At 63.1% G+C, this 17,681-nt stretch carries 16 protein-coding genes; 5 read left to right on the forward strand and 11 right to left on the reverse strand.

The features are described 5' to 3' along the window. Positions 1-7: 7 nt before the first annotated feature. Both RCH22_RS14250 and RCH22_RS14255 read right to left on the reverse strand, forming a co-directional pair. Positions 8-412 carry a twin-arginine translocase TatA/TatE family subunit gene (locus tag RCH22_RS14250; protein ID WP_322140594.1) on the reverse strand — a complete coding sequence of 135 codons (405 nt, stop codon included), beginning with the start codon at positions 410-412 and terminating at the stop codon, positions 8-10. Between the two features lie 205 nt (positions 413-617). Continuing rightward, on the reverse strand, positions 618-2,357 hold the full coding sequence (locus RCH22_RS14255; RefSeq protein ID WP_322140593.1) for a CocE/NonD family hydrolase: 1,740 nt from the start codon (positions 2,355-2,357) through the stop codon (positions 618-620). 180 nt (positions 2,358-2,537) lie between these two features. Between RCH22_RS14255 and RCH22_RS14260 the strand changes: the two genes are divergently transcribed. The 3 genes from RCH22_RS14260 to RCH22_RS14270 all read left to right on the forward strand — a co-directional run bounded on the left by RCH22_RS14260 (position 2,538) and on the right by RCH22_RS14270 (position 6,407). Continuing rightward, entirely contained in the window at positions 2,538-3,152 is a 615-nt protein-coding gene (locus RCH22_RS14260; RefSeq protein WP_327014461.1) for a TetR family transcriptional regulator, read from the forward strand. A 201-nt stretch (positions 3,153-3,353) separates the two neighbouring features. Continuing rightward, positions 3,354-3,659 carry a hypothetical protein gene (locus RCH22_RS14265; protein ID WP_322136645.1) on the forward strand — a complete coding sequence of 102 codons (306 nt, stop codon included), beginning with the start codon at positions 3,354-3,356 and terminating at the stop codon, positions 3,657-3,659. Between the two features lie 1,446 nt (positions 3,660-5,105). Then, positions 5,106-6,407, forward strand: a complete 1,302-nt coding sequence (locus RCH22_RS14270) for an ISL3 family transposase (RefSeq protein WP_322135197.1) — start codon at positions 5,106-5,108, stop codon at positions 6,405-6,407. 316 nt (positions 6,408-6,723) lie between these two features. Here the strand turns inward: RCH22_RS14270 and RCH22_RS14275 are convergent, their stop codons facing one another. The 7 genes from RCH22_RS14275 to RCH22_RS14305 all read right to left on the reverse strand — a co-directional run bounded on the left by RCH22_RS14275 (position 6,724) and on the right by RCH22_RS14305 (position 14,276). Next, positions 6,724-7,389, reverse strand: coding sequence for a TetR family transcriptional regulator C-terminal domain-containing protein (locus RCH22_RS14275; protein WP_322136647.1), 666 nt, complete (start codon positions 7,387-7,389; stop codon positions 6,724-6,726). 314 nt (positions 7,390-7,703) lie between these two features. Then, positions 7,704-8,642: a carbamate kinase gene (gene arcC, locus RCH22_RS14280; protein ID WP_322136648.1), complete on the reverse strand. Its 939-nt coding sequence runs from the start codon at positions 8,640-8,642 to the stop codon at positions 7,704-7,706. A 9-nt stretch (positions 8,643-8,651) separates the two neighbouring features. Beyond that, positions 8,652-9,662, reverse strand: a complete 1,011-nt coding sequence (gene ptcA, locus RCH22_RS14285) for a putrescine carbamoyltransferase (RefSeq protein ID WP_322140592.1) — start codon at positions 9,660-9,662, stop codon at positions 8,652-8,654. Between the two features lie 159 nt (positions 9,663-9,821). Beyond that, positions 9,822-10,919 (reverse strand): agmatine deiminase, encoded by a 1,098-nt coding sequence (gene aguA, locus RCH22_RS14290; protein ID WP_322136651.1) that lies wholly within the window; start codon positions 10,917-10,919, stop codon positions 9,822-9,824. A gap of 13 nt (positions 10,920-10,932) precedes the next feature. Next, positions 10,933-12,441: an APC family permease gene (locus RCH22_RS14295; RefSeq protein ID WP_327014462.1), complete on the reverse strand. Its 1,509-nt coding sequence runs from the start codon at positions 12,439-12,441 to the stop codon at positions 10,933-10,935. A gap of 181 nt (positions 12,442-12,622) precedes the next feature. Beyond that, positions 12,623-12,877, reverse strand: a complete 255-nt coding sequence (locus tag RCH22_RS14300; protein ID WP_322136653.1) for a hypothetical protein — start codon at positions 12,875-12,877, stop codon at positions 12,623-12,625. A gap of 772 nt (positions 12,878-13,649) precedes the next feature. Further along, on the reverse strand, positions 13,650-14,276 hold the full coding sequence (locus tag RCH22_RS14305) for a TetR family transcriptional regulator (RefSeq protein ID WP_327014463.1): 627 nt from the start codon (positions 14,274-14,276) through the stop codon (positions 13,650-13,652). Between the two features lie 284 nt (positions 14,277-14,560). Here RCH22_RS14305 and RCH22_RS14310 point away from each other — a divergent pair, with 284 nt between their 5' ends. Then, a complete protein-coding gene (locus RCH22_RS14310) occupies positions 14,561-14,836 on the forward strand; it encodes an SDR family NAD(P)-dependent oxidoreductase (RefSeq protein ID WP_327014464.1) in 276 nt (91 codons plus the stop codon). Here RCH22_RS14310 and RCH22_RS14315 read toward each other — a convergent pair. Next, a complete protein-coding gene (locus tag RCH22_RS14315; protein ID WP_322135197.1) occupies positions 14,833-16,134 on the reverse strand; it encodes an ISL3 family transposase in 1,302 nt (433 codons plus the stop codon). The two genes, RCH22_RS14310 and RCH22_RS14315, sit on opposite strands and share 4 nt — an antisense overlap. 61 nt (positions 16,135-16,195) lie before the next feature. Between RCH22_RS14315 and RCH22_RS14320 the strand changes: the two genes are divergently transcribed. Next, entirely contained in the window at positions 16,196-16,435 is a 240-nt protein-coding gene (locus RCH22_RS14320) for an SDR family oxidoreductase (protein WP_327014465.1), read from the forward strand. Between the two features lie 81 nt (positions 16,436-16,516). On the opposite strand, the gene RCH22_RS14325 is transcribed toward RCH22_RS14320, so the two are convergent. Next, positions 16,517-17,524, reverse strand: a complete 1,008-nt coding sequence (locus RCH22_RS14325) for a LacI family DNA-binding transcriptional regulator (protein WP_322136656.1) — start codon at positions 17,522-17,524, stop codon at positions 16,517-16,519. Between the last annotated feature and the right edge of the window lie 157 nt (positions 17,525-17,681).

The following is a 17,681-nucleotide window of genomic DNA, read 5'->3' on the forward strand; positions in this document are numbered from 1 at the left end:
AGCGTCGTCAGACCCCGGCGGGACTGACTGGGGGGGGTCCGGACTCCGGCGGTGCCGCCGCTGGTACCGGCGAGATCGTGTCTGCCGCGCCGCTGGACGGGGAAAGCGGGTCGGCGCTCGGTCGCCGGGGTGGGCTCGGAACATGGGGCGCTACGTCGCCAGCATCCAGGAGGACATCCCTGATGATCCGGCGGGGGTCGTACTTGCGTGGGTCGTACTTCTTCCAGTCGACGTCGTCAAAGTCTGGGCCCATTTCATCTCGCAACCGATCCGACGCCCCCGACGCCAACATCCGCAACTGCCGCACCACACGACCCAACACTGCTGCGTAATGCGGGAGCCTGTCCGGGCCCAGCAAAAAGACCGCCACCACTCCGATCAACACCAGCTTCTCAAACGTCAAACCAAACATGCGCACACAATAGCCCGACTCCGTTCTCAGGGCTGCCGCACCATACCGTCGGCGGGGTCTGTCAAGTCTTTGGCGCTGACCCCGGGGAGTGAACATTCTCTCTTGTGAGGTGTCCACTCTCCGGGGTCAAGGCCTGTGTCAGGAGTTACACCGAAAATCGCATAGGGAACGCTCGGTGAGCGCTCCCTATCGGTACTCGGACCGGCTATCGCGATTGCAGGGGCAGCTGCAGGTATGAGGCGTGCTCGCCTCCGGTGTGAACAACGTGCTGGCCGCTGTTCGCGCCGACGTACTCGCGGATACCGGGCATCATCGTGCCGAGCAGGTTGCGGGAGCTGACTACGAAGCGCAGCTGCTCGCCCGGGTGGAACACCAGCCCGACCGGCAACAGGTCGATTTCTATCTCGACGATCTCGCCGGGTGCGAGCTTCTCGACCCGGTCGAAGGTGTGTGTGGGCACTTCATCCGTCGACAGCGTCTCGTCGAGGTGACGCAGCGAGACCCGCAGTCGACCGTCTGAGCCTTTGTATTTCAGAATCGTCGCACCACGGTCGGTGAGGTCGTGTGCGATTGCGCTCTGATTCGGAACCGTGAACGCTTCCAATGGTGTGCCGTAGGCGTCGAGCTTCTGCACGAGCACAAAAATGTCCATGTCGTCGCAGTCACGGGCTTCGACGAAGAGGCGCGCCTTCGGGTAGCCCGCCAGCACCGTTTCGTCGGCAAAGCGCGTGAGAAAAGACACGGCGTCCGGGTTAGCCGCCACGGTGTACGCCACCGGCACCTCGGCGCCGGGCGCCGTGATGGTCAGCGCGCGAGAGCGGCCGTCGAGGTAGAACTTCGTCGGCACGGAGTCGGCCGGTGGAAACTGGTCGGCGGGGATATCGATCCGGTCGCCACCCTCAAGGTCGAGCAGTGAATAGCGCACGGGGGGGGTCTGCTCCCAGCCATTGTCGTGGTCTTTGAGGAAGTGGTCGAAGAAGCGGCGCAGCTCGTCCTGGTGCTGTTCGTCGTAATAGTCGGGCCATTCCTGGGTGTTGTGGATGCGCAGCCATTTCTCCTCCGACGCCATCCGGCGCCACGCGCGGAAGGTTCCGGCGGTGTGGAGAGTGTTCGAATAGCTGGCCACCACGTATGCCGGCACCGTAATCTTGTCGAACGCGGGGATTTTGTTCTCCCACAGGTCGTTGACGAGCGGATACTTTTCGACCTCGCCGATGATGTCTTCTTTTTGGTTCTTGCCGAAGAAACTGCCTTCCTGGAGCTGGCGGGCGAAGCCGGTATCGGGCATGCCGCCGCGCATCACCAGGTCGCGGTAAACGTCGCTGACGCCCTCCCACGGGTTGATCGCCGCCAGGTGAGGCGGCTGCTCGGCGGCGGCGAACCACTGCGAAACCGCGAGGTAGGAGGTTCCGCTCATACCGACCTTGCCTGTGCACCACTCCTGCTCCGCCAGCCACTCGATGACGTCATAGCAGTCGCGGCCGTCTTGTCGGTCCCAGAGCACGCTGCTGCCCTCGCCGTCGACGATGCCTCGCATGTCCGGGTTGCAGATCGCATAGCCCTGGGCGACCCAATACGCCGGATCGGCGCCTTCGAATTTTTCCAGTCCGGAGACGATCGAGTTGTCCAGACCCACCAAGCCGAACACGCCCATTACGGCGAGTGAGGAGCCCTGGGCCTTACCGTAGGGGCTCCAGGCCATGATGACTGGGACTTTCTCGGATCTGGCGGGCCGGAAGACGTCGGCGTAGATGGTGACACCGTCGCGCATCTGCACGGGCACGTCCTTCTCGAACAGGATATCGACTGGCAGCGGCTTGAACTGCGGGGCGATCTGAAAGCCCGCCTGGAGGGTTCGGGTTCCGGGATCGAACGCGGTTAGCGCTCCGGTGCGCGCCGGGGGCAGCGGGGTGGAAGGGACGTACATTCTCTGTTCTTCGCTCATCGCGGAGCTCCTCTGGTTTCGTGATCCTGGGATCGACTCTCGGGCCGGTGCGAGCGTACGCCCAAAAACTCAGAAACTCAACAAGCGTTGAGAAAATAAGCGCGAAAGAGCTATATTGAGTTGATGACGATACAGAAGCAGCCAACACCGACCGTGCGGCGCGGGCGTCGACCTGGTGGCGTGAACACCCGGGCAGTGGTGCTCAAGGCCGCCCGGGCTCGTTTCGCCCGGGAAGGATTCGCCGCCACCACGATCCGGCTTGTTGCTCTGGACGCTGGGGTGGATGCATCCCAGGTGATGCAGTATTTCCGGTCGAAGGATGAATTGTTCGCTGGGGTGATGGCCATCACCCCAGCGGCGCTGGAGCGTTTCAGTACCGCATTTGAGGGGCCGGACAAGCACCTCGGTGAACGGGTCGTCCGCGCCTACCTGAGCGCGTGGGAAGGCGTGGCCGAGGAGTCGGAGCCGCTGATGGCGATGCTCCGCGGCGCGATCGTCAACGACACCGCGAGCGGGCAGCTGCGCGACTTCATCCAGTCCCGCCTGCTCGTCGGCACCCGCGACCGCCTCGACCCCGACGCCGTCCTCCGAGCTGGCCTCGCCTCCTCGATGCTCGTCGGCATCGTCACCGGACGTCGCATCATCGGAGTACCCACGCTCGTCGCAGCGGACACCGAAACGCTCGTCGCCGTCGTCGGACCAGCGATCCAACAGATCCTCGTTCCCACAGCAGCAGCCACGCACCTCAGCACAGGCCCACGCAGAAGCCAGGATTCGGAAGGGCGGCAGCTATGAATCCCTGGCGGAGCCGTCGGGCGATCGCGAGTTCGGCGGAACATGCCGGACGACGAAGCGCCGCACCGCCCACCCCCGGGACCGGCCGAGGCGTCGTTCCTGACCCGCTATGTGAACCGAGGACTGCCAACAGCGGCCCCGTCTGGCGCGACGGCCTCCGACGCACTGGAATTTGCTCGCACCTGTACGGACAGGATGCCCATGCGCTTATACCCCGCCCCGACGCTCGGGAACGTCGCCGAGCTCGCCGATGCATGGGATCTGTACCCCCTCCTCCAAGAGGACTTGCTCGCCGGCCACCAGCACCCCAAACTCGAACACTACAGCGACGTGCTCTCCCTCTTCATCCGCTCCGCACGCTATGACGACACACGGGAGGAAGTCGACTTCGCCGAATTCCACGTCCCGCTCCGCCCGCACGCGGTAGCACTGCGGTGCGAGAGCGGGAAATGGATAGACGGCAGCGCCCGTCGAGACTCGTCCTCTCTTTTTTGGGGCGAGACCTAATCGCCTGTTGGCTAATTTTGTCTCAATTTGTCCCGATCGAGTGCCAAATTATGGCCCCTGAATCGGCGTGAGCGGGGGCTTCTGTCCCGTCATACGGTCCAAGCGTGTCACACGGGGTATGCCTGTTCGATTCGTTTGCGGTGAGCATTCACGCTTGCCATTTGGGTGAAATCACAATGAAGCGGTCATTTTCCACGTGACCGGAAGGACGGAGAACGTGAACCTGCCCAAGTGCAGCACCGACAGCACCGCGGGTGGTAGCGGCGACCCTCGACTCCTACGACGACTTCTTCGACGACGACCTCGACCTCGTGGCCGACGCCCTCGACGACGCGCGCTCGCTCAGCATCGACTGATTACCCCTAACGCATCCTTAGATCGCCTCGTCTCCCATTGCGCCTTGGAACGCTAAGAGACTGAGTGCTGTAGATCCCGCTTCTCGTTCTCTCAACCTTTGGGACGGTCATAGTCCGGATTCGAGCGGAGTCGAAGGACGACTCCCGCAGCTATCGAGCCAAACAAAAACTCGAACACAAGTCCATGAGACAACGGGGTCGAGAAGCCGGCCGTACCAATGACCAGGAGCGTGAAGCCCAAGGTGAAACCGAAGGCGACGTTGGACAAGATGCGGAAGCGCTTATGGCGTTCAGTACGTGGCGGGCTCAACTTCAGCTCCTCCTGACCGTCCGGTCACGGTTCGACGGCCCCTGCTCTGTGACGGCCAGGTCACAGCCGCTCAGAAGCTGGCAGAATCAGGCCGCACTTCTGACGGTGGTTGCCAAAGTGTTGCCCTGCGGGGTTTTGCGGGAAAAGAAAACCCCCACATCCCAGTGTTTTCAAGGGATGCAGGGGGTGATTCGTGGCGGGTTGTTCCTATAACTCACAGGCTGGTGAATCACTGGGCAGATTTTCGGCACTTTCGCGCACATCCTCTACGCTCTGCCAAATAATCCTCTGGGCGCTCCCGTCGACGAACTTGAGAGCCTCGTGGCGGAGACTTTGGATGGCCTCCATCTCGTCCTGCTCGAAATCGTGAAATGCAGGCCCGACGCCACCCTGTGACTGGCCGGCGCGCTGGCACACCACGGTCTCATCGACGCGATTCCGCCGCGCGCGGAGATCGCAGTTCCACGAGGTCAATCGGTGCCAACGACGACGGCAGCGGTTCTATGGCACAGCTTCGACCGCGATACTTTCCCGATCGGACGCGAGGAGATCTATATCACAGGTACTGAAGAAATCATGGGCGTGTACTCACGCGGAGCGCTCCTTAGTCGATGTCTTCCGACTGTGAGGCTCCGGAGGGTATGAGGTAGGGATTGAGGCGTTTAAAGGGCTCTCCTGACGTTACCGTGGGTGGTTTCCGAGCGCCTTAACGAGTGCACGCCGCTCTCCGTCTAGGTTTCTAACTGACAAAGGCAAGAAACACAGGGACGAGAAAACGGCGTGCAAAACTCAACACTATGGCGGACTCTGCTCGGAGTCGACAAAACCATCGTCGAAGCGGTCGATCTCGACGCGGATACGGGCATGCTGGTCGCGTCGGTGCGCCCAACGGCATCGATGCGGAACCGGTGCGGGGCCTGCCGGAAGCGCTGCCCGCGCTACGACGCCGGTGACGGGCGGCGCCGCTGGCGATCCCTGGACGCCGGCTCGGTGCAAATCCACTTAGAAGCTGCGGCGCCGCGGGTGAGCTGCCGGGTGCATGGCGTGACGGTCGCCGCCGTGCCGTGGGCCCGGCATCAGAGCGGGCACACTTTGTTCTTCGATGACCAGGTCGCGTGGCTGGCCACGCAAACATCCAAGTCCGCCATCACCGTGCTGATGCGCATCGCGTGGCGCACCGTGGGCGCGATCATCACCCGGGTTTGGGCAGATACGGAGAAGCAGTTCGACCAGTTCGCGGGCCTCACCCGGATCGGGATTGACGAGATCAGTTACAAGCGCGGCCACAAGTACTTGACCTGCGTCGTGGACCACGATTCTGGCCGTCTCGTCTGGGCGGCACCAGGCCAGGACAAGGCCACCCTCGAGACGTTTTTTGATGCGTTGGGGCCGGAGCGTTCGGCACTGATCACGCATGTTTCCGCGGACGGTGCGGCCTGGATCGCCAGTGTTGTCGCGGAACGAGCGCCGAACGCTGTTCGCTGCGCTGATCCGTTCCACGTCGTGAAATGGGCCACCGAGGCCCTCGATGAAGTCCGCCGGGGCGCGTGGAACGAGGCCCGCAAAGCCGCCCGGCACAACGATGCCCGACGCACTCGCGGCCGGCCCCCAGCCGACGCCCCGGCACGCCCAGACAGCGCCCGGGCGACGGGCATCAAGAACTGCCGATACGCGCTTTGGAAGAACCCGGAAAACCTGACCGAGAAGCAACAAACGAAGCTCGCCTGGATCGTGCAGACCGACCCCCGGCTGGCTCGGGCGTACTACCTGAAGGAAGGCCTCCGTGTGATCTTCAAACTGCCTCTCGAGGAAGCGACCGAAGCTCTCGACAAATGGGTTGGTTGGGCTCGCCGCTGCCGCATCCCGTCCTTCGTGAAACTGCAGAAGAGCATCGTGAAACACCGCACCGCGATCCTGGCCTCCATCGAGCACAGCCTCTCCAACGGCCGCGTCGAATCCATGAACACCAAGATCCGCCTCATGACCCGCATCGCGTTCGGCTTCAAATCACCCGAGGCCCTCATCGCCCTCGCAATGCTCAGCCTCGGCGGGCACAAACCCGTGCTTCCCGGCCGGGACTAACCCACGGAAGAGTCAGGAGAGCCGTATTCACCGTTAGTTATGAGGCAGCCAAGAGGATGGTGATGAAGCTGATCGGTTACGCCCGCGTATCGACGCGCCATCAATTCACCGACCGGTAAGTGGTGGACCTTCTGGCCGCTGGTTTCCGGCGTGATGACCCTCACGTCGACAGCGACGTTTCCGGCGATGGAGCCTCGCAGCCGAACTGCGATCGCGCCCTCGACGCCCTCGACGCAAGCGACAGTGTCGTCATCACGGACCTGCTAAGGCCCCGTCTCTATGCGCTGGCGTAGCCCACAGCCGCGACGTCGAGCTACTAGTGCGACGTGCCCTTCAGAGGGCGCCCACGGTCAATAAGGTACGCCGGCGCTAGTGTTCCTGTGGGCAGGCCGAGCTCGTGTTCGGCGATCGTGCGCACGAGGTCGCGCTGGTCGCGCGCGTCGCCGTGGTGCATCACGGCGTGGGCGTCGAGGCCGTCGATGATCGCGAGCAGCTGCCAGGCCAGGGCACCGGGGTCGGCGACGGCGAACTCACCGCGCGCGCAGCCACGGTTCAGCACGCTGACCAAGAACTCCTGCCAGGCGTCCATCTGCACCGCGACCTCGCGGGCTAGGGCCGCGTTTCGTCGCGCGACGCTCCACGCGTCCAACCAGAGACTCGTGACCGTGCTGCGCTCGGGTCCGAGGAGGTCTCGGATCAAGGCGCGCAGGGCCTCGACGGCGCTCGGCATTGCCGCCAGCTCCCGCTGGACCTCGGCGAGCTCGGCGGAAACGATCGAGCCGAATGTCGACGCAACAAGCCCCTCCATGCTGGGCTGATAGTGGCTGACCAGCGCGGACGTCACGCCGATGCGCAGCGCAATCGCCCGGAGCGTGATGGCGTCCAGGCCGTCGTAGCGGGCGATCTCCCGAGCCGTGCGCCCGATCTCGGCGGCGCGCTCGGCGCGGCTCTTTCGCTTGGCCCGACTCGGAAGAGTTGACATGACAGCCCAATGTCTAGTTTTACGTCGGGTTTATTGATCGCTTGGTCAATTGTATGGCTTTTGCGTGATCCTGATTTCGGATCCGGTTCTCCTCAGCTCAAACGGTGGTGGCCGCCGGGCTGGTCCACGATGAGAGAGATCGCCTGCTGGTGTCGCTGATCGCGGCCAGGACGCCGCCCCAACAGCGAGCACCATCTGATCCATGTCAACGCGAGCAGCCCCCTCGCTTGCGATCACGTAGCCGAACACGACTATCCGCGCCGGGCAAACGGTGGGCGGTTGCCGCCCCGGTTACGCGCACTGGCGAAATACTGCTACCTGTGGATCACCGTCCCGCTCTGACCCTTCATAGCGAGCGGGGCGTTCTTGAGCGAGCAGATCACCGCGGTCCGCCCGGGGCCGCTAGCCACGAAATTGATCGCGGCCTGGACCTTAGGAGCCATTGAGCCAGCGCCGAACTGTCCGTCGTCCAGGTAGCGCCGCGCTTCGGCAAGGTCGAGCTTTTCCAGGTCGCGCTGCTGGGGCGTGCCGAAGCCGATTGCGACCCGGTCCACGGCCGTGAGGATGAAGAAAACGTCCGCCCCGACTACTTCGGCGAGCTTCGCCGAGGCGAAGTCCTTGTCGATGACGGCCGGAACACCGTGCAGCTCGCCCGCCTTGTCCCGGGCCACGGGGATGCCACCCCCGCCGCACGCGACCACGATGAACTCGTGATCGAGCAGGTTGAGGATCGAATCACGCTCAACGATGTCTACCGGGCGCGGTGACGCGACGACGGTCCGCCACCCTCGCCCGGAATCCTCGGCCATGACAAGACCTGGCCGCCCGGCCATCAGTGCCCGTGCATCGGCCTCGTCATAGAAGCCGCCGATCGGTTTGGTCGGATGCGCGAATGCGGGGTCGTCGGCGGCCACCTCCACCTGTGTCACGACGGAGGCGACGTGCCAGGGCATGCCGACCCGCCGGAGCTCCTTCGCGATCCCCTGTTGCAGGTGATACCCGATGTACCCCTGGCTCATCGCGGTGCACTCGGCCAGGTCCATAGGGGTCACCCGGTCGGTGTGTTGCGATGCGATCTCGAATGCGAGGCTGATAGCCCCGACCTGCGGGCCGTTGCCGTGAGACACGATGATTTCGTGCCCCTGGGCGATTAGACCGACGAGCGAGGGAGTGGCCTCGTCGATGCAGGCGCGCTGCTCCGTTGCGGTGCTGCCCAGGGCGTTTCCGCCCAGGGCGATCACGATGCGTGACATGTCGGACCTCTACAGAATTTCGGCGAGCAGGGTCCCGAGCTCTGCCTTCGCAGCGTCGACCTTGATCGAGTTCGCAACCTCGGGACGTAGGAAGTACACGAGCAGCGCGCGCTGTGCCGTAAGTCGGTTGCCCGCCTCGTCGAAGGCCAGCGAGACTTCCGAGTCGAGGACCCCATCGGTGACCTCTTCACCGCGGGTGGCGGGCAGGCAGTGCATGAATTTCGCGTCCGGCTCGGCCAAGGCCATGAGCTCGGGGTTCACCTGGTACTTCGGCATGAAGGCGGCCAGGCGCGCCTCCTCGCCCAGCTCGGCCTCGTAGTCGCCGTACCAGACGTCGGTATAGACGAAGTCTGCGCCAGCCAAAGCCTTCGAAGCATCGTCGGTCACGACGATACTGCCACCCGACACGACGGCGTTCTGGCGACCGATCGCCTGCATCTCTTCGCGGAGCTGGAAGGCCTTCGGACCGAACTGAACGAACTGCATGCCCATCTTCGTGGTGATCATCATCAGGGAGGCGCAGACCTGGGTGGCGTCGCCGACGAAGACGACCTTGCAATCCTCGAGGCGCTTGCCCTTCGGCAAGTGCTCGACCATCGTAATGAGATCGCCGATCTCCTGCGTTGGGTGGTTGTAGTCGGACATGCCGTTGAGCACGGGGATCGTCGAGTACTTCGCGAGTTCCACGACCGTCGCGTGCCGCGCGACCCGCGCCATAACGACGTCCACCAATCGGGACAGCACGCGGGCGGTGTCCTCGATCGACTCGTGCCCACCGAGCTGGATCTGGCCAGGCGCTAGGTACTGGGCGTGTCCGCCAAGCTGTGACATCGCGGTCTGGAACGAGACCCGGGTCCGGGTAGAGGACTGCTCGAAGATCATCCCGAGAGTGCGGCCGTGCAACAGCGGGGGGAAGTAGCCCACCGCGACACACCGCTTGAGGGCGAGGCCGAGATGGACGATATCGAGCACCTCGTCTTTGGTGAGGTCCTGGGTATCGATGAAGTTACGTGCGGTCATAATGGTCTCCTTTGAAAGGGTCGACGCGGGGCTTGTTGGGCGCGTTTGAGGGCATGGCGAGGCACGGGCGGTCGCCAGCGAATGGGCGAGTCGTACCAAAGATGCGGAAAAAGGGGGGAAAGTGGCGGTGCCCCGGTAGGGTCGGCCGCCGTCGGCCGACTAGTCGCCGGAGGGCTGTTGCTGGGTGATGCAATGAACGTTGCCGCCGCCGAGCAGGATCTCCCGGCCTGGTACCGTGACGACCCGGCGCGGCGCGAACAGCTCGGTGTAGGCCGCGACCGCCGCGTCATCATGGGGATCATCAAAGATCGGCAGCACGACGACGTCGTTGCCAATATATGAGTTCACGTAGGAGCCGGCCAGCCGATCACCGGCTCCGCGCGGCAGAGTGCCGGCGATCGAGTCGACTCCGCCGGACTCCTCGGCGGTGATGAAGATCGGACCGGGCTGGTGGAGTTTGACGACCTCGAGCGTGCGACCGCGGGCGTCCACGGCGTTTTCGAGGACCTCCAGCGCGGCCGCCGAACGGGCGTACTGCGGGTCTGTCCGGTCGTCTGTCCACGTCAGCATGACCTTGCCTGGCGCGACGAACCGGCAGAAGTTGTCCACGTGTCCGTTCGTCTCGTCGAGGTAGACCCCAAAAGGCAACCAGATGATGACGTCGACACCGAGATAACTATGCAGCAGCCTCTCGAGGTCTTCCTGGGTCAGGTCGGGGTTGCGCCCGGGCGACAGCAGGCACTCCTCCGTCACCAGGAGCGTTCCCTCGCCGTCGACATCGATCGATCCTCCTTCGAGCACGAACGAGGCCTTGTACCGGACCACACCCTCGATCTCCAGCACCTTGCCCGCGACGGCGTCGTCGGCCGCCCAAGGAAAGTAGAGCCCATCCACGAGGCCGCCCCAAGCGTTGAAGTCCCAGTCAACGCCGCGCACGTCTCCAACATCATTCACGACGAAGGTCGGCCCGCAATCCCGGATCCAGGAGTCATCGTTGGACATTTCGACGATCCGGATATGCTCACCGAGCTCGCTGCGGGCGTTGTCGTACTGCCGGGCGGAGACAGCGACAGTCACGGCCTCCGTACCGGAGATCGCCGTCGCTACCCGGGCGAACGCGGCCTGCGCCGGCTTGCCGCCGAGGCGCCAATTGTCCGGGCGCTCGGGCCAGATCAACCAGCAACCGCTGTGGTGAGCCCACTCCGCCGGCATCCGGTAGCCGTCTGAGCCGGGGGTGGAATCGAGAGTAAGAGTCATAAGAAGCAGCCTTTCAAGATTGAATGAGGTCAGAGTTGGGCGCCTGGGAAGGAGCTGGAAGTGTCGGGTCCTCGCCGCGCTCGATGGCCCGCTGGCGTGTCCACTCGGGCGACTTGGCGCAGAAGTACTCCTGGAAGGCGACCGTCACGACGAGGCCGATCAGGATCGACCCGGTCACCGTGAGCGAATAATCGTAGGGGTTCCAGACGAAGAACACCGCGGCTGCCCCAAGCAGGACCACCGGGATCCACGTCATCAGCCACGTCATAATTGGACCGCCCGGGACTCGGTAGGGCCGCGGCCGGCCCGCGTCGATACGCCGGAGCTTGGCGAACGCCAGCATCATCACGATGTAGGGCAGCAGGAAGATGACTGAAGAGAAGGCGAACAGGTTCCAGAAGAGAGCGTCGATCGCGCCGTCGGTCACGGAGAACAACGCCGCGTACCCGACAGTGAAAACCGTCCCGACGATGGAGCAGAGCATCGCTGCGCCGACCGGAGTGCCACGGGTTGGGTGTGTCCGGGCGAACGCCTTGGGCAGGTCGCCCTGCTGGGCAGCCTCGGCGGCGGCGAGGTTCGCGCCGATAGTCCATGGCACCAGACTGGCAAAGAAGCAGAATAGTGCACCAATGCCGAGGATCGTCACGACCGCGTTGGCAATGGGTGAGTCGCCGAATCCGTGACGGAGGGCGTCGATTAGGCCGGTGGTTTTAGATATTTCATCGGCTGGGAGGATGAGCTGCATGCCAACGGTCGCGAGGAGGTAAAACCCTCCGATGAGGACGCCGGCGATGAAGATCGTCTTAGGTACGTCGCGCTGCGGGTTGGCCATCTGTGTCGAGGCGGACGACATCAGCTCGAAGCCGAGGAAGTTGTAGATCACAATCGGTAGCGCTGCGATAAACGCGGGCAGTGCATCCGTAGGAATAAGCGTGTCCAGTGTCCAGGAGGTTGCCGAGCCGTTCGCCGAAGCGTAGATCCCGCCGGCAATGACGAGCGCTACTATGACGACGATCGTGATGCCGGCTCCGAGGTTTGATACCCAGGTGCCGATCTTCAGGCTATGGGCGTTGACCCAGTAGTTGATCCAGATCAGAGTGACGGTAATTGCTACCTGGATCCAAAAGTTCAGGTGCCCACCGAAGAACATCGACGAGATCGCACCCGAGAACATCAAGTAAACGCTCGGTACCCACAAGCCCACGTTGAGCCAGTACCACCAGGAAACCCGGCTCCCCCAACGGTTGCCGAACGCTCGCACGACCCAGGCGTAGATGCCGCCGGCATCCGGGTAAGCCGAGCCGAGCTCACTCGTGACCAGGCCGTAGGGGACAAAGAACAAGATAATGATCGCGACGGTCCAGAAAATCGCCGTCGGCCCGACGGCGGCCGTTACGGTCAGCTGCGAGAGCAACAGCATCGCGGCCACGGAGAACAGGACCATGTCGAACATTCGGAAGGTCGGACGTCCCTTCGCTGGGTCGGCGGCGCCTGTCGGAGGACTATCTGACTGCATTGTCATTGCTGTTGATCCTTTACTTGACATACCGCTGAACGAAATTGTTCGAAGGCCGAACGCTGCCAAAGACGGGATTTGTCCAACGTGTACAAACGTACAACCTTTGTTCTTTAACGTAACACATCTGTGCGCTGGTGCACCTAGCGATCCTTGGGGTCAGATCTTTGGCGTTTGTCTTGAGTTTTCAGGCGGCGTTCCCCAGTCGCTCCCGGGCGATGTAAGAGTTCACGCGGGTGTCGATGACACGAAGAGCGGTGCGTAGTTCGAGCGGGGCCGGTGGCTGTCTGGACGCGTTGATGACTTCGGGCCGAGCGGCTAATCCGGGCAGCTCCCATGGCCGTTGCCTGGCGGGGTGGGAGGTGGCGAGTCCGAGTTCGAGGAGCCGTTTGAGGCTGATTTCAGCGGCCCGGTTCACCCACCAGGCGTTGTTTTTCGTCACGCCCGGTAGGGGGCACGGCGCGCGGCGAGTCATCCAAGCAAGCGCACCTTTGACCATGGGTCGATGTTGCCGATACGCGGCTTGAAAGGTGGGACGCTGCGCCCGTGTTGACGCCGACCCAAACCAGTCCGGATCTGGGTCGAGACCGGCAACTACAACATGCGCGAGCATGCAGCACTCGTGACCGTCTATTCACGCGACCGAGCGCGTCAGCGGTGCCAAACCACGCAACTGCTGGCGGACTCTCGCACAATCCCCGGCGCTGAACCACCCGATTGTGTGGCGCTCAGGGCTTTAAGATACTCAGCGGATCGTTCGTGAGCTTGAACTTGTCTCAGTGGGCTTCAGCTCAAGTGCCTTCCAGATCCGCCCGATCGACAATCTCGACAATCCACTACGGTCGGCATTCTCCGACGTTGACTCCAATTGCCACAACGGCTGCCTCGACCTGCTCGGCCGCGATCGTTGCCGGGCGTCTCGGGCGCGGCTCATCGACCAACGCATCCAGTCGAGAGTCCAGGAAGCGGGCACGCCACTTACTGACTGCGTTCGGCGAACAGCGCCCGCCCTGCACCCTGTTGCTTATTCAGGCCCTCACGCGACCGAGCACGATCCGTGACCGCAACGCCAAACCCTGCGAGGACTTCGCCGCCTCACCCAGCGCAATAACCGCTGCCGCGCTTCGCCCCTAGGAATCAGCTCGGTCTTCGGACGTCCAGTTCGAAACGCGTTCCGTTCTGCAACACAACCAGAAAATTTCAGGTGCAGGACTCTAGAGCCGTAGGCACAACCGCTCAACAACAATCTGAAGCCGCTCGGCGAGGTCGGCAACGCTCAGCTGTCCGTTGGACACGGCCTCAAGCATCAAGCCGTCAATTAAGCACGCGACGATCTGCACGACGGTCGCACGAGGCACTGTCGGTTCGCTGGCGGGCAGGACGCGGTCGACCAAAGCGCCAATCATGGTCGACCAGCCGCGCGCTTCGTTTCGCACTGTGATGTTCCGGGTCGCTTCCATGAACATCTCGAACAGCGCAAGGTCGTAGAGCGGGTCTGCGACCGTCTTATCGAAGAACATCTCAGTTAACACCTCGACTGAGCGCTCGACGGTCAGCTCCCCATGCAGCGCCTCGACGATCGCGGCGAGCCGGGCCGCCTCGGTCCTCCGGGCGTGGGCCATCGTCTGCAGTAACAAGTCGTTGCGGTCGGTGAAGTAGTAGGTCGTCGAGCCAAGCGGCACACGAGCGACCCTCGCGACCGCACGATGAGTCACAGCGGCTGCGCCACCGGTACCAAAGACCTGTACAGAAGCGTCGAGGATCTGCTCCCGCTTGCGCTCTCCGGTCAACGACCTTGCCTGCCGCCCGCTCGTCGTCGTAGACGCGTGCGTCTCGCCCATAGTTGCTCGCTCTCGTTATCGACGCCTTTTGGTACCCCGGCTCATGCCAGCCACCGGAACCATGCGCCCCTTGCCCACCGGGAAATGCCGGGAAGTGATGTCAGGTTACCGCCGCAGCCGGCCGGGACCCTAGTCTGATACTCCAGCATCCCTCCCCGCCTGCCGTGAAAGCCCTTCCGCGGCACCCTGCGAGCGTGGGCCCTCGGCGTGTGTTCCAACCCAGGAGAACGAGACTCCGCGGACTCGACCCCTCCCCCAGATATAAGCATGGCCACCTCAGCGGAATGTGGGGCATTCAGGCAGCCACGAAGGCGTTCAAAGAGCTCGGCCACGGGGGAAAAATCATTAGTGCCGCCTCCCAGGCCGGCCACGTCGGGAACCCCGGCATTGCGTTGTACTCGGCCACGAAGTTCGCCATTCGTGGCTTGTCTCAGACAGCGGCCAGGGACCTTGCCCAGTTCGGCATCACGGTCAACACCTACGCCCCCGGCATCGTCAAGACCCCCCCTCATGGAGGAACTGGCGAAAAAAGTGGCTCTCCTGACTCTTCCGTGGGTTAGTCCCGGCCGGGAAGCACGGGTTTGTGCCCGCCGAGGCTGAGCATTGCGAGGGCGATGAGGGCCTCGGGTGATTTGAAGCCGAACGCGATGCGGGTCATGAGGCGGATCTTGGTGTTCATGGATTCGACGCGGCCGTTGGAGAGGCTGTGCTCGATGGAGGCCAGGATCGCGGTGCGGTGTTTCACGATGCTCTTCTGCAGTTTCACGAAGGACGGGATGCGGCAGCGGCGAGCCCAACCAACCCATTTGTCGAGAGCTTCGGTCGCTTCCTCGAGAGGCAGTTTGAAGATCACACGGAGGCCTTCCTTCAGGTAGTACGCCCGAGCCAGCCGGGGGTCGGTCTGCACGATCCAGGCGAGCTTCGTTTGTTGCTTCTCGGTCAGGTTTTCCGGGTTCTTCCAAAGCGCGTATCGGCAGTTCTTGATGCCCGTCGCCCGGGCGCTGTCTGGGCGTGCCGGGGCGTCGGCTGGGGGCCGGCCGCGAGTGCGTCGGGCATCGTTGTGCCGGGCGGCTTTGCGGGCCTCGTTCCACGCGCCCCGGCGGACTTCATCGAGGGCCTCGGTGGCCCATTTCACGACGTGGAACGGATCAGCGCAGCGAACAGCGTTCGGCGCTCGTTCCGCGACAACACTGGCGATCCAGGCCGCACCGTCCGCGGAAACATGCGTGATCAGTGCCGAACGCTCCGGCCCCAACGCATCAAAAAACGTCTCGAGGGTGGCCTTGTCCTGGCCTGGTGCCGCCCAGACGAGACGGCCAGAATCGTGGTCCACGACGCAGGTCAAGTACTTGTGGCCGCGCTTGTAACTGATCTCGTCAATCCCGATCCGGGTGAGGCCCGCGAACTGGTCGAACTGCTTCTCCGTATCTGCCCAAACCCGGGTGATGATCGCGCCCACGGTGCGCCACGCGATGCGCATCAGCACGGTGATGGCGGACTTGGATGTTTGCGTGGCCAGCCACGCGACCTGGTCATCGAAGAACAAAGTGTGCCCGCTCTGATGCCGGGCCCACGGCACGGCGGCGACCGTCACGCCATGCACCCGGCAGCTCACCCGCGGCGCCGCAGCTTCTAAGTGGATTTGCACCGAGCCGGCGTCCAGGGATCGCCAGCGGCGCCGCCCGTCACCGGCGTCGTAGCGCGGGCAGCGCTTCCGGCAGGCCCCGCACCGGTTCCGCATCGATGCCGTTGGGCGCACCGACGCGACCAGCATGCCCGTATCCGCGTCGAGATCGACCGCTTCGACGATGGTTTTGTCGACTCCGAGCAGAGTCCGCCATAGTGTTGAGTTTTGCACGCCGTTTTCTCGTCCCTGTGTTTCTTGCCTTTGTCAGTTAGAAACCTAGACGGAGAGCGGCGTGCACTCGTTAAGGCGCTCGGAAACCACCCACGGTAACGTCAGGAGAGCCAAAAAAGTAGCAACCGACGCGGGCAAGCCCGAAGAGTGGGGCTGGGACCAGTTCACCAACGGCATCACTCTCGCCCGCCTCTCCGAAGCCTCCGAGGTCGCCGGCCTCGTCTCCTTCCTGTCCGGTCCCGACTCCAACTACATCACCGGACAGTCGATCCTCGTCGACGGCGGAATGGTCTTCAACTAAGGACCAGCCGAGCCATTGGCCAGGCGTTGGTCAGGCAGCACATGTTCCCCCGTCATCGTGATGAGGATATGAGGTGCCCGGTTAGGCGCTACTTTCTCGAACTTTGAGGGAGTGGGGTGCTACGACTTCTTCAGCCGTTCTCTCGGGATCGTCGATACGAGCGGCCAGAGTGGCAACGGCGTGGTGGGCTATGAACTCGGTGTCCAGGGACACTGTTGAGAGGGTTGGGCGTGAATATTGACCTTCTTCGATGTCGTCGATACCGATGATCGCTATGTCTTTCGGGACGATAAGCCCCGCGTCGAAGACGGCTCGCATCGCTCCCATGGCGAGGATGTCGGAGTAGCAGAAGATTGCGTCGGGCCGATCTGGCAGTTTGAGCAACTGTTGCGTGGCCGCATAGCCGTCGGCCCGGCGGTAGTGCACGGCCGGCTTTATGAGGTCCGCATCTGAAGCGATGCCAGCAGAATCGAGCGCAGCGAGGTATCCCGCTGTGCGAAGGTGCGGGGTCGCGTAGCTCTCGAAGGGTTGCTCTCCGATTGCGGCTATGCGTGATCGTCCTATAGCGAGCAGGTGCATGGTGGCTTCTTGCGCTGCCTTGAAGTTATCGATGGCCACGTGATCGAACCGGCCGTCGAACTCGTGCTCGCCAAGCAGCACGAACGGCAGGGTCACGCGATCCTCCACGGCATCGAGCTGTGCTTTTGTCGCGAGTGGGCTGAAGAGGATGCCGTCGAAGAGCATGTTGCGGTCACCGCCAACGAGCAAGTCGCGTTCGCGTTCATGGTCGTGCCCTGTCTGATCGATCATCACCCGGTACCCGAACGAAGTCGCCGCCCGGATGACATCCCGGGCGAGCTCGCTGAAGTATGGAACGTCGATTTCGGGCACGACGAGCGCAAGCACGCCCGTGCGACCGGTGCGCAGGGTACGTGCTACGAGGTTGGGTCGATAGTCAAGGTCGGCGATCGCAGTCATGACGCGCTCACGCATCTTTTTGCTGACGTGTTCGTAACCGCTGACCACGTTTGACACAGTGCGCATGGAGACCTTCGCGTGATCAGCTACGTCTTTAAGCGTTGCGGGCATCGGACCTCCACTAGCTGAACAACTGTTGTGCCAGCTTATCTTTGCAACGTACGCAATTCCGCGCTATCCTTTTGCATACGTTGGCAAACGTCAGCAGCGTCGCACCGTATTTCACTCTCGGAGACCGTTGGGTGTTCGACTGCGGGAGCGAGGCACC

Source organism: Cryobacterium sp. GrIS_2_6 (assembly GCF_035984545.1).
GTDB lineage: Bacteria > Actinomycetota > Actinomycetes > Actinomycetales > Microbacteriaceae > Cryobacterium.

Coding starts and splice junctions, on each gene's coding strand:
- RCH22_RS14265 (WP_322136645.1), top strand. CDS start 3,354: ATGCGCTTATACCCCGCCCCGACGCTCGGGAACGTCGCCGAGCTCGCC.
- RCH22_RS14325 (WP_322136656.1), bottom strand. CDS start 17,524: ATGCCCGCAACGCTTAAAGACGTAGCTGATCACGCGAAGGTCTCCATG.
- RCH22_RS14255 (WP_322140593.1), bottom strand. CDS start 2,357: ATGAGCGAAGAACAGAGAATGTACGTCCCTTCCACCCCGCTGCCCCCG.
- RCH22_RS14305 (WP_327014463.1), bottom strand. CDS start 14,276: ATGGGCGAGACGCACGCGTCTACGACGACGAGCGGGCGGCAGGCAAGG.
- RCH22_RS14295 (WP_327014462.1), bottom strand. CDS start 12,441: ATGACAATGCAGTCAGATAGTCCTCCGACAGGCGCCGCCGACCCAGCG.
- aguA (WP_322136651.1), bottom strand. CDS start 10,919: ATGACTCTTACTCTCGATTCCACCCCCGGCTCAGACGGCTACCGGATG.
- arcC (WP_322136648.1), bottom strand. CDS start 8,642: ATGTCACGCATCGTGATCGCCCTGGGCGGAAACGCCCTGGGCAGCACC.
- RCH22_RS14250 (WP_322140594.1), bottom strand. CDS start 412: ATGTTTGGTTTGACGTTTGAGAAGCTGGTGTTGATCGGAGTGGTGGCG.
- ptcA (WP_322140592.1), bottom strand. CDS start 9,662: ATGACCGCACGTAACTTCATCGATACCCAGGACCTCACCAAAGACGAG.
- RCH22_RS14310 (WP_327014464.1), top strand. CDS start 14,561: ATGTGGGGCATTCAGGCAGCCACGAAGGCGTTCAAAGAGCTCGGCCAC.
- RCH22_RS14275 (WP_322136647.1), bottom strand. CDS start 7,389: ATGTCAACTCTTCCGAGTCGGGCCAAGCGAAAGAGCCGCGCCGAGCGC.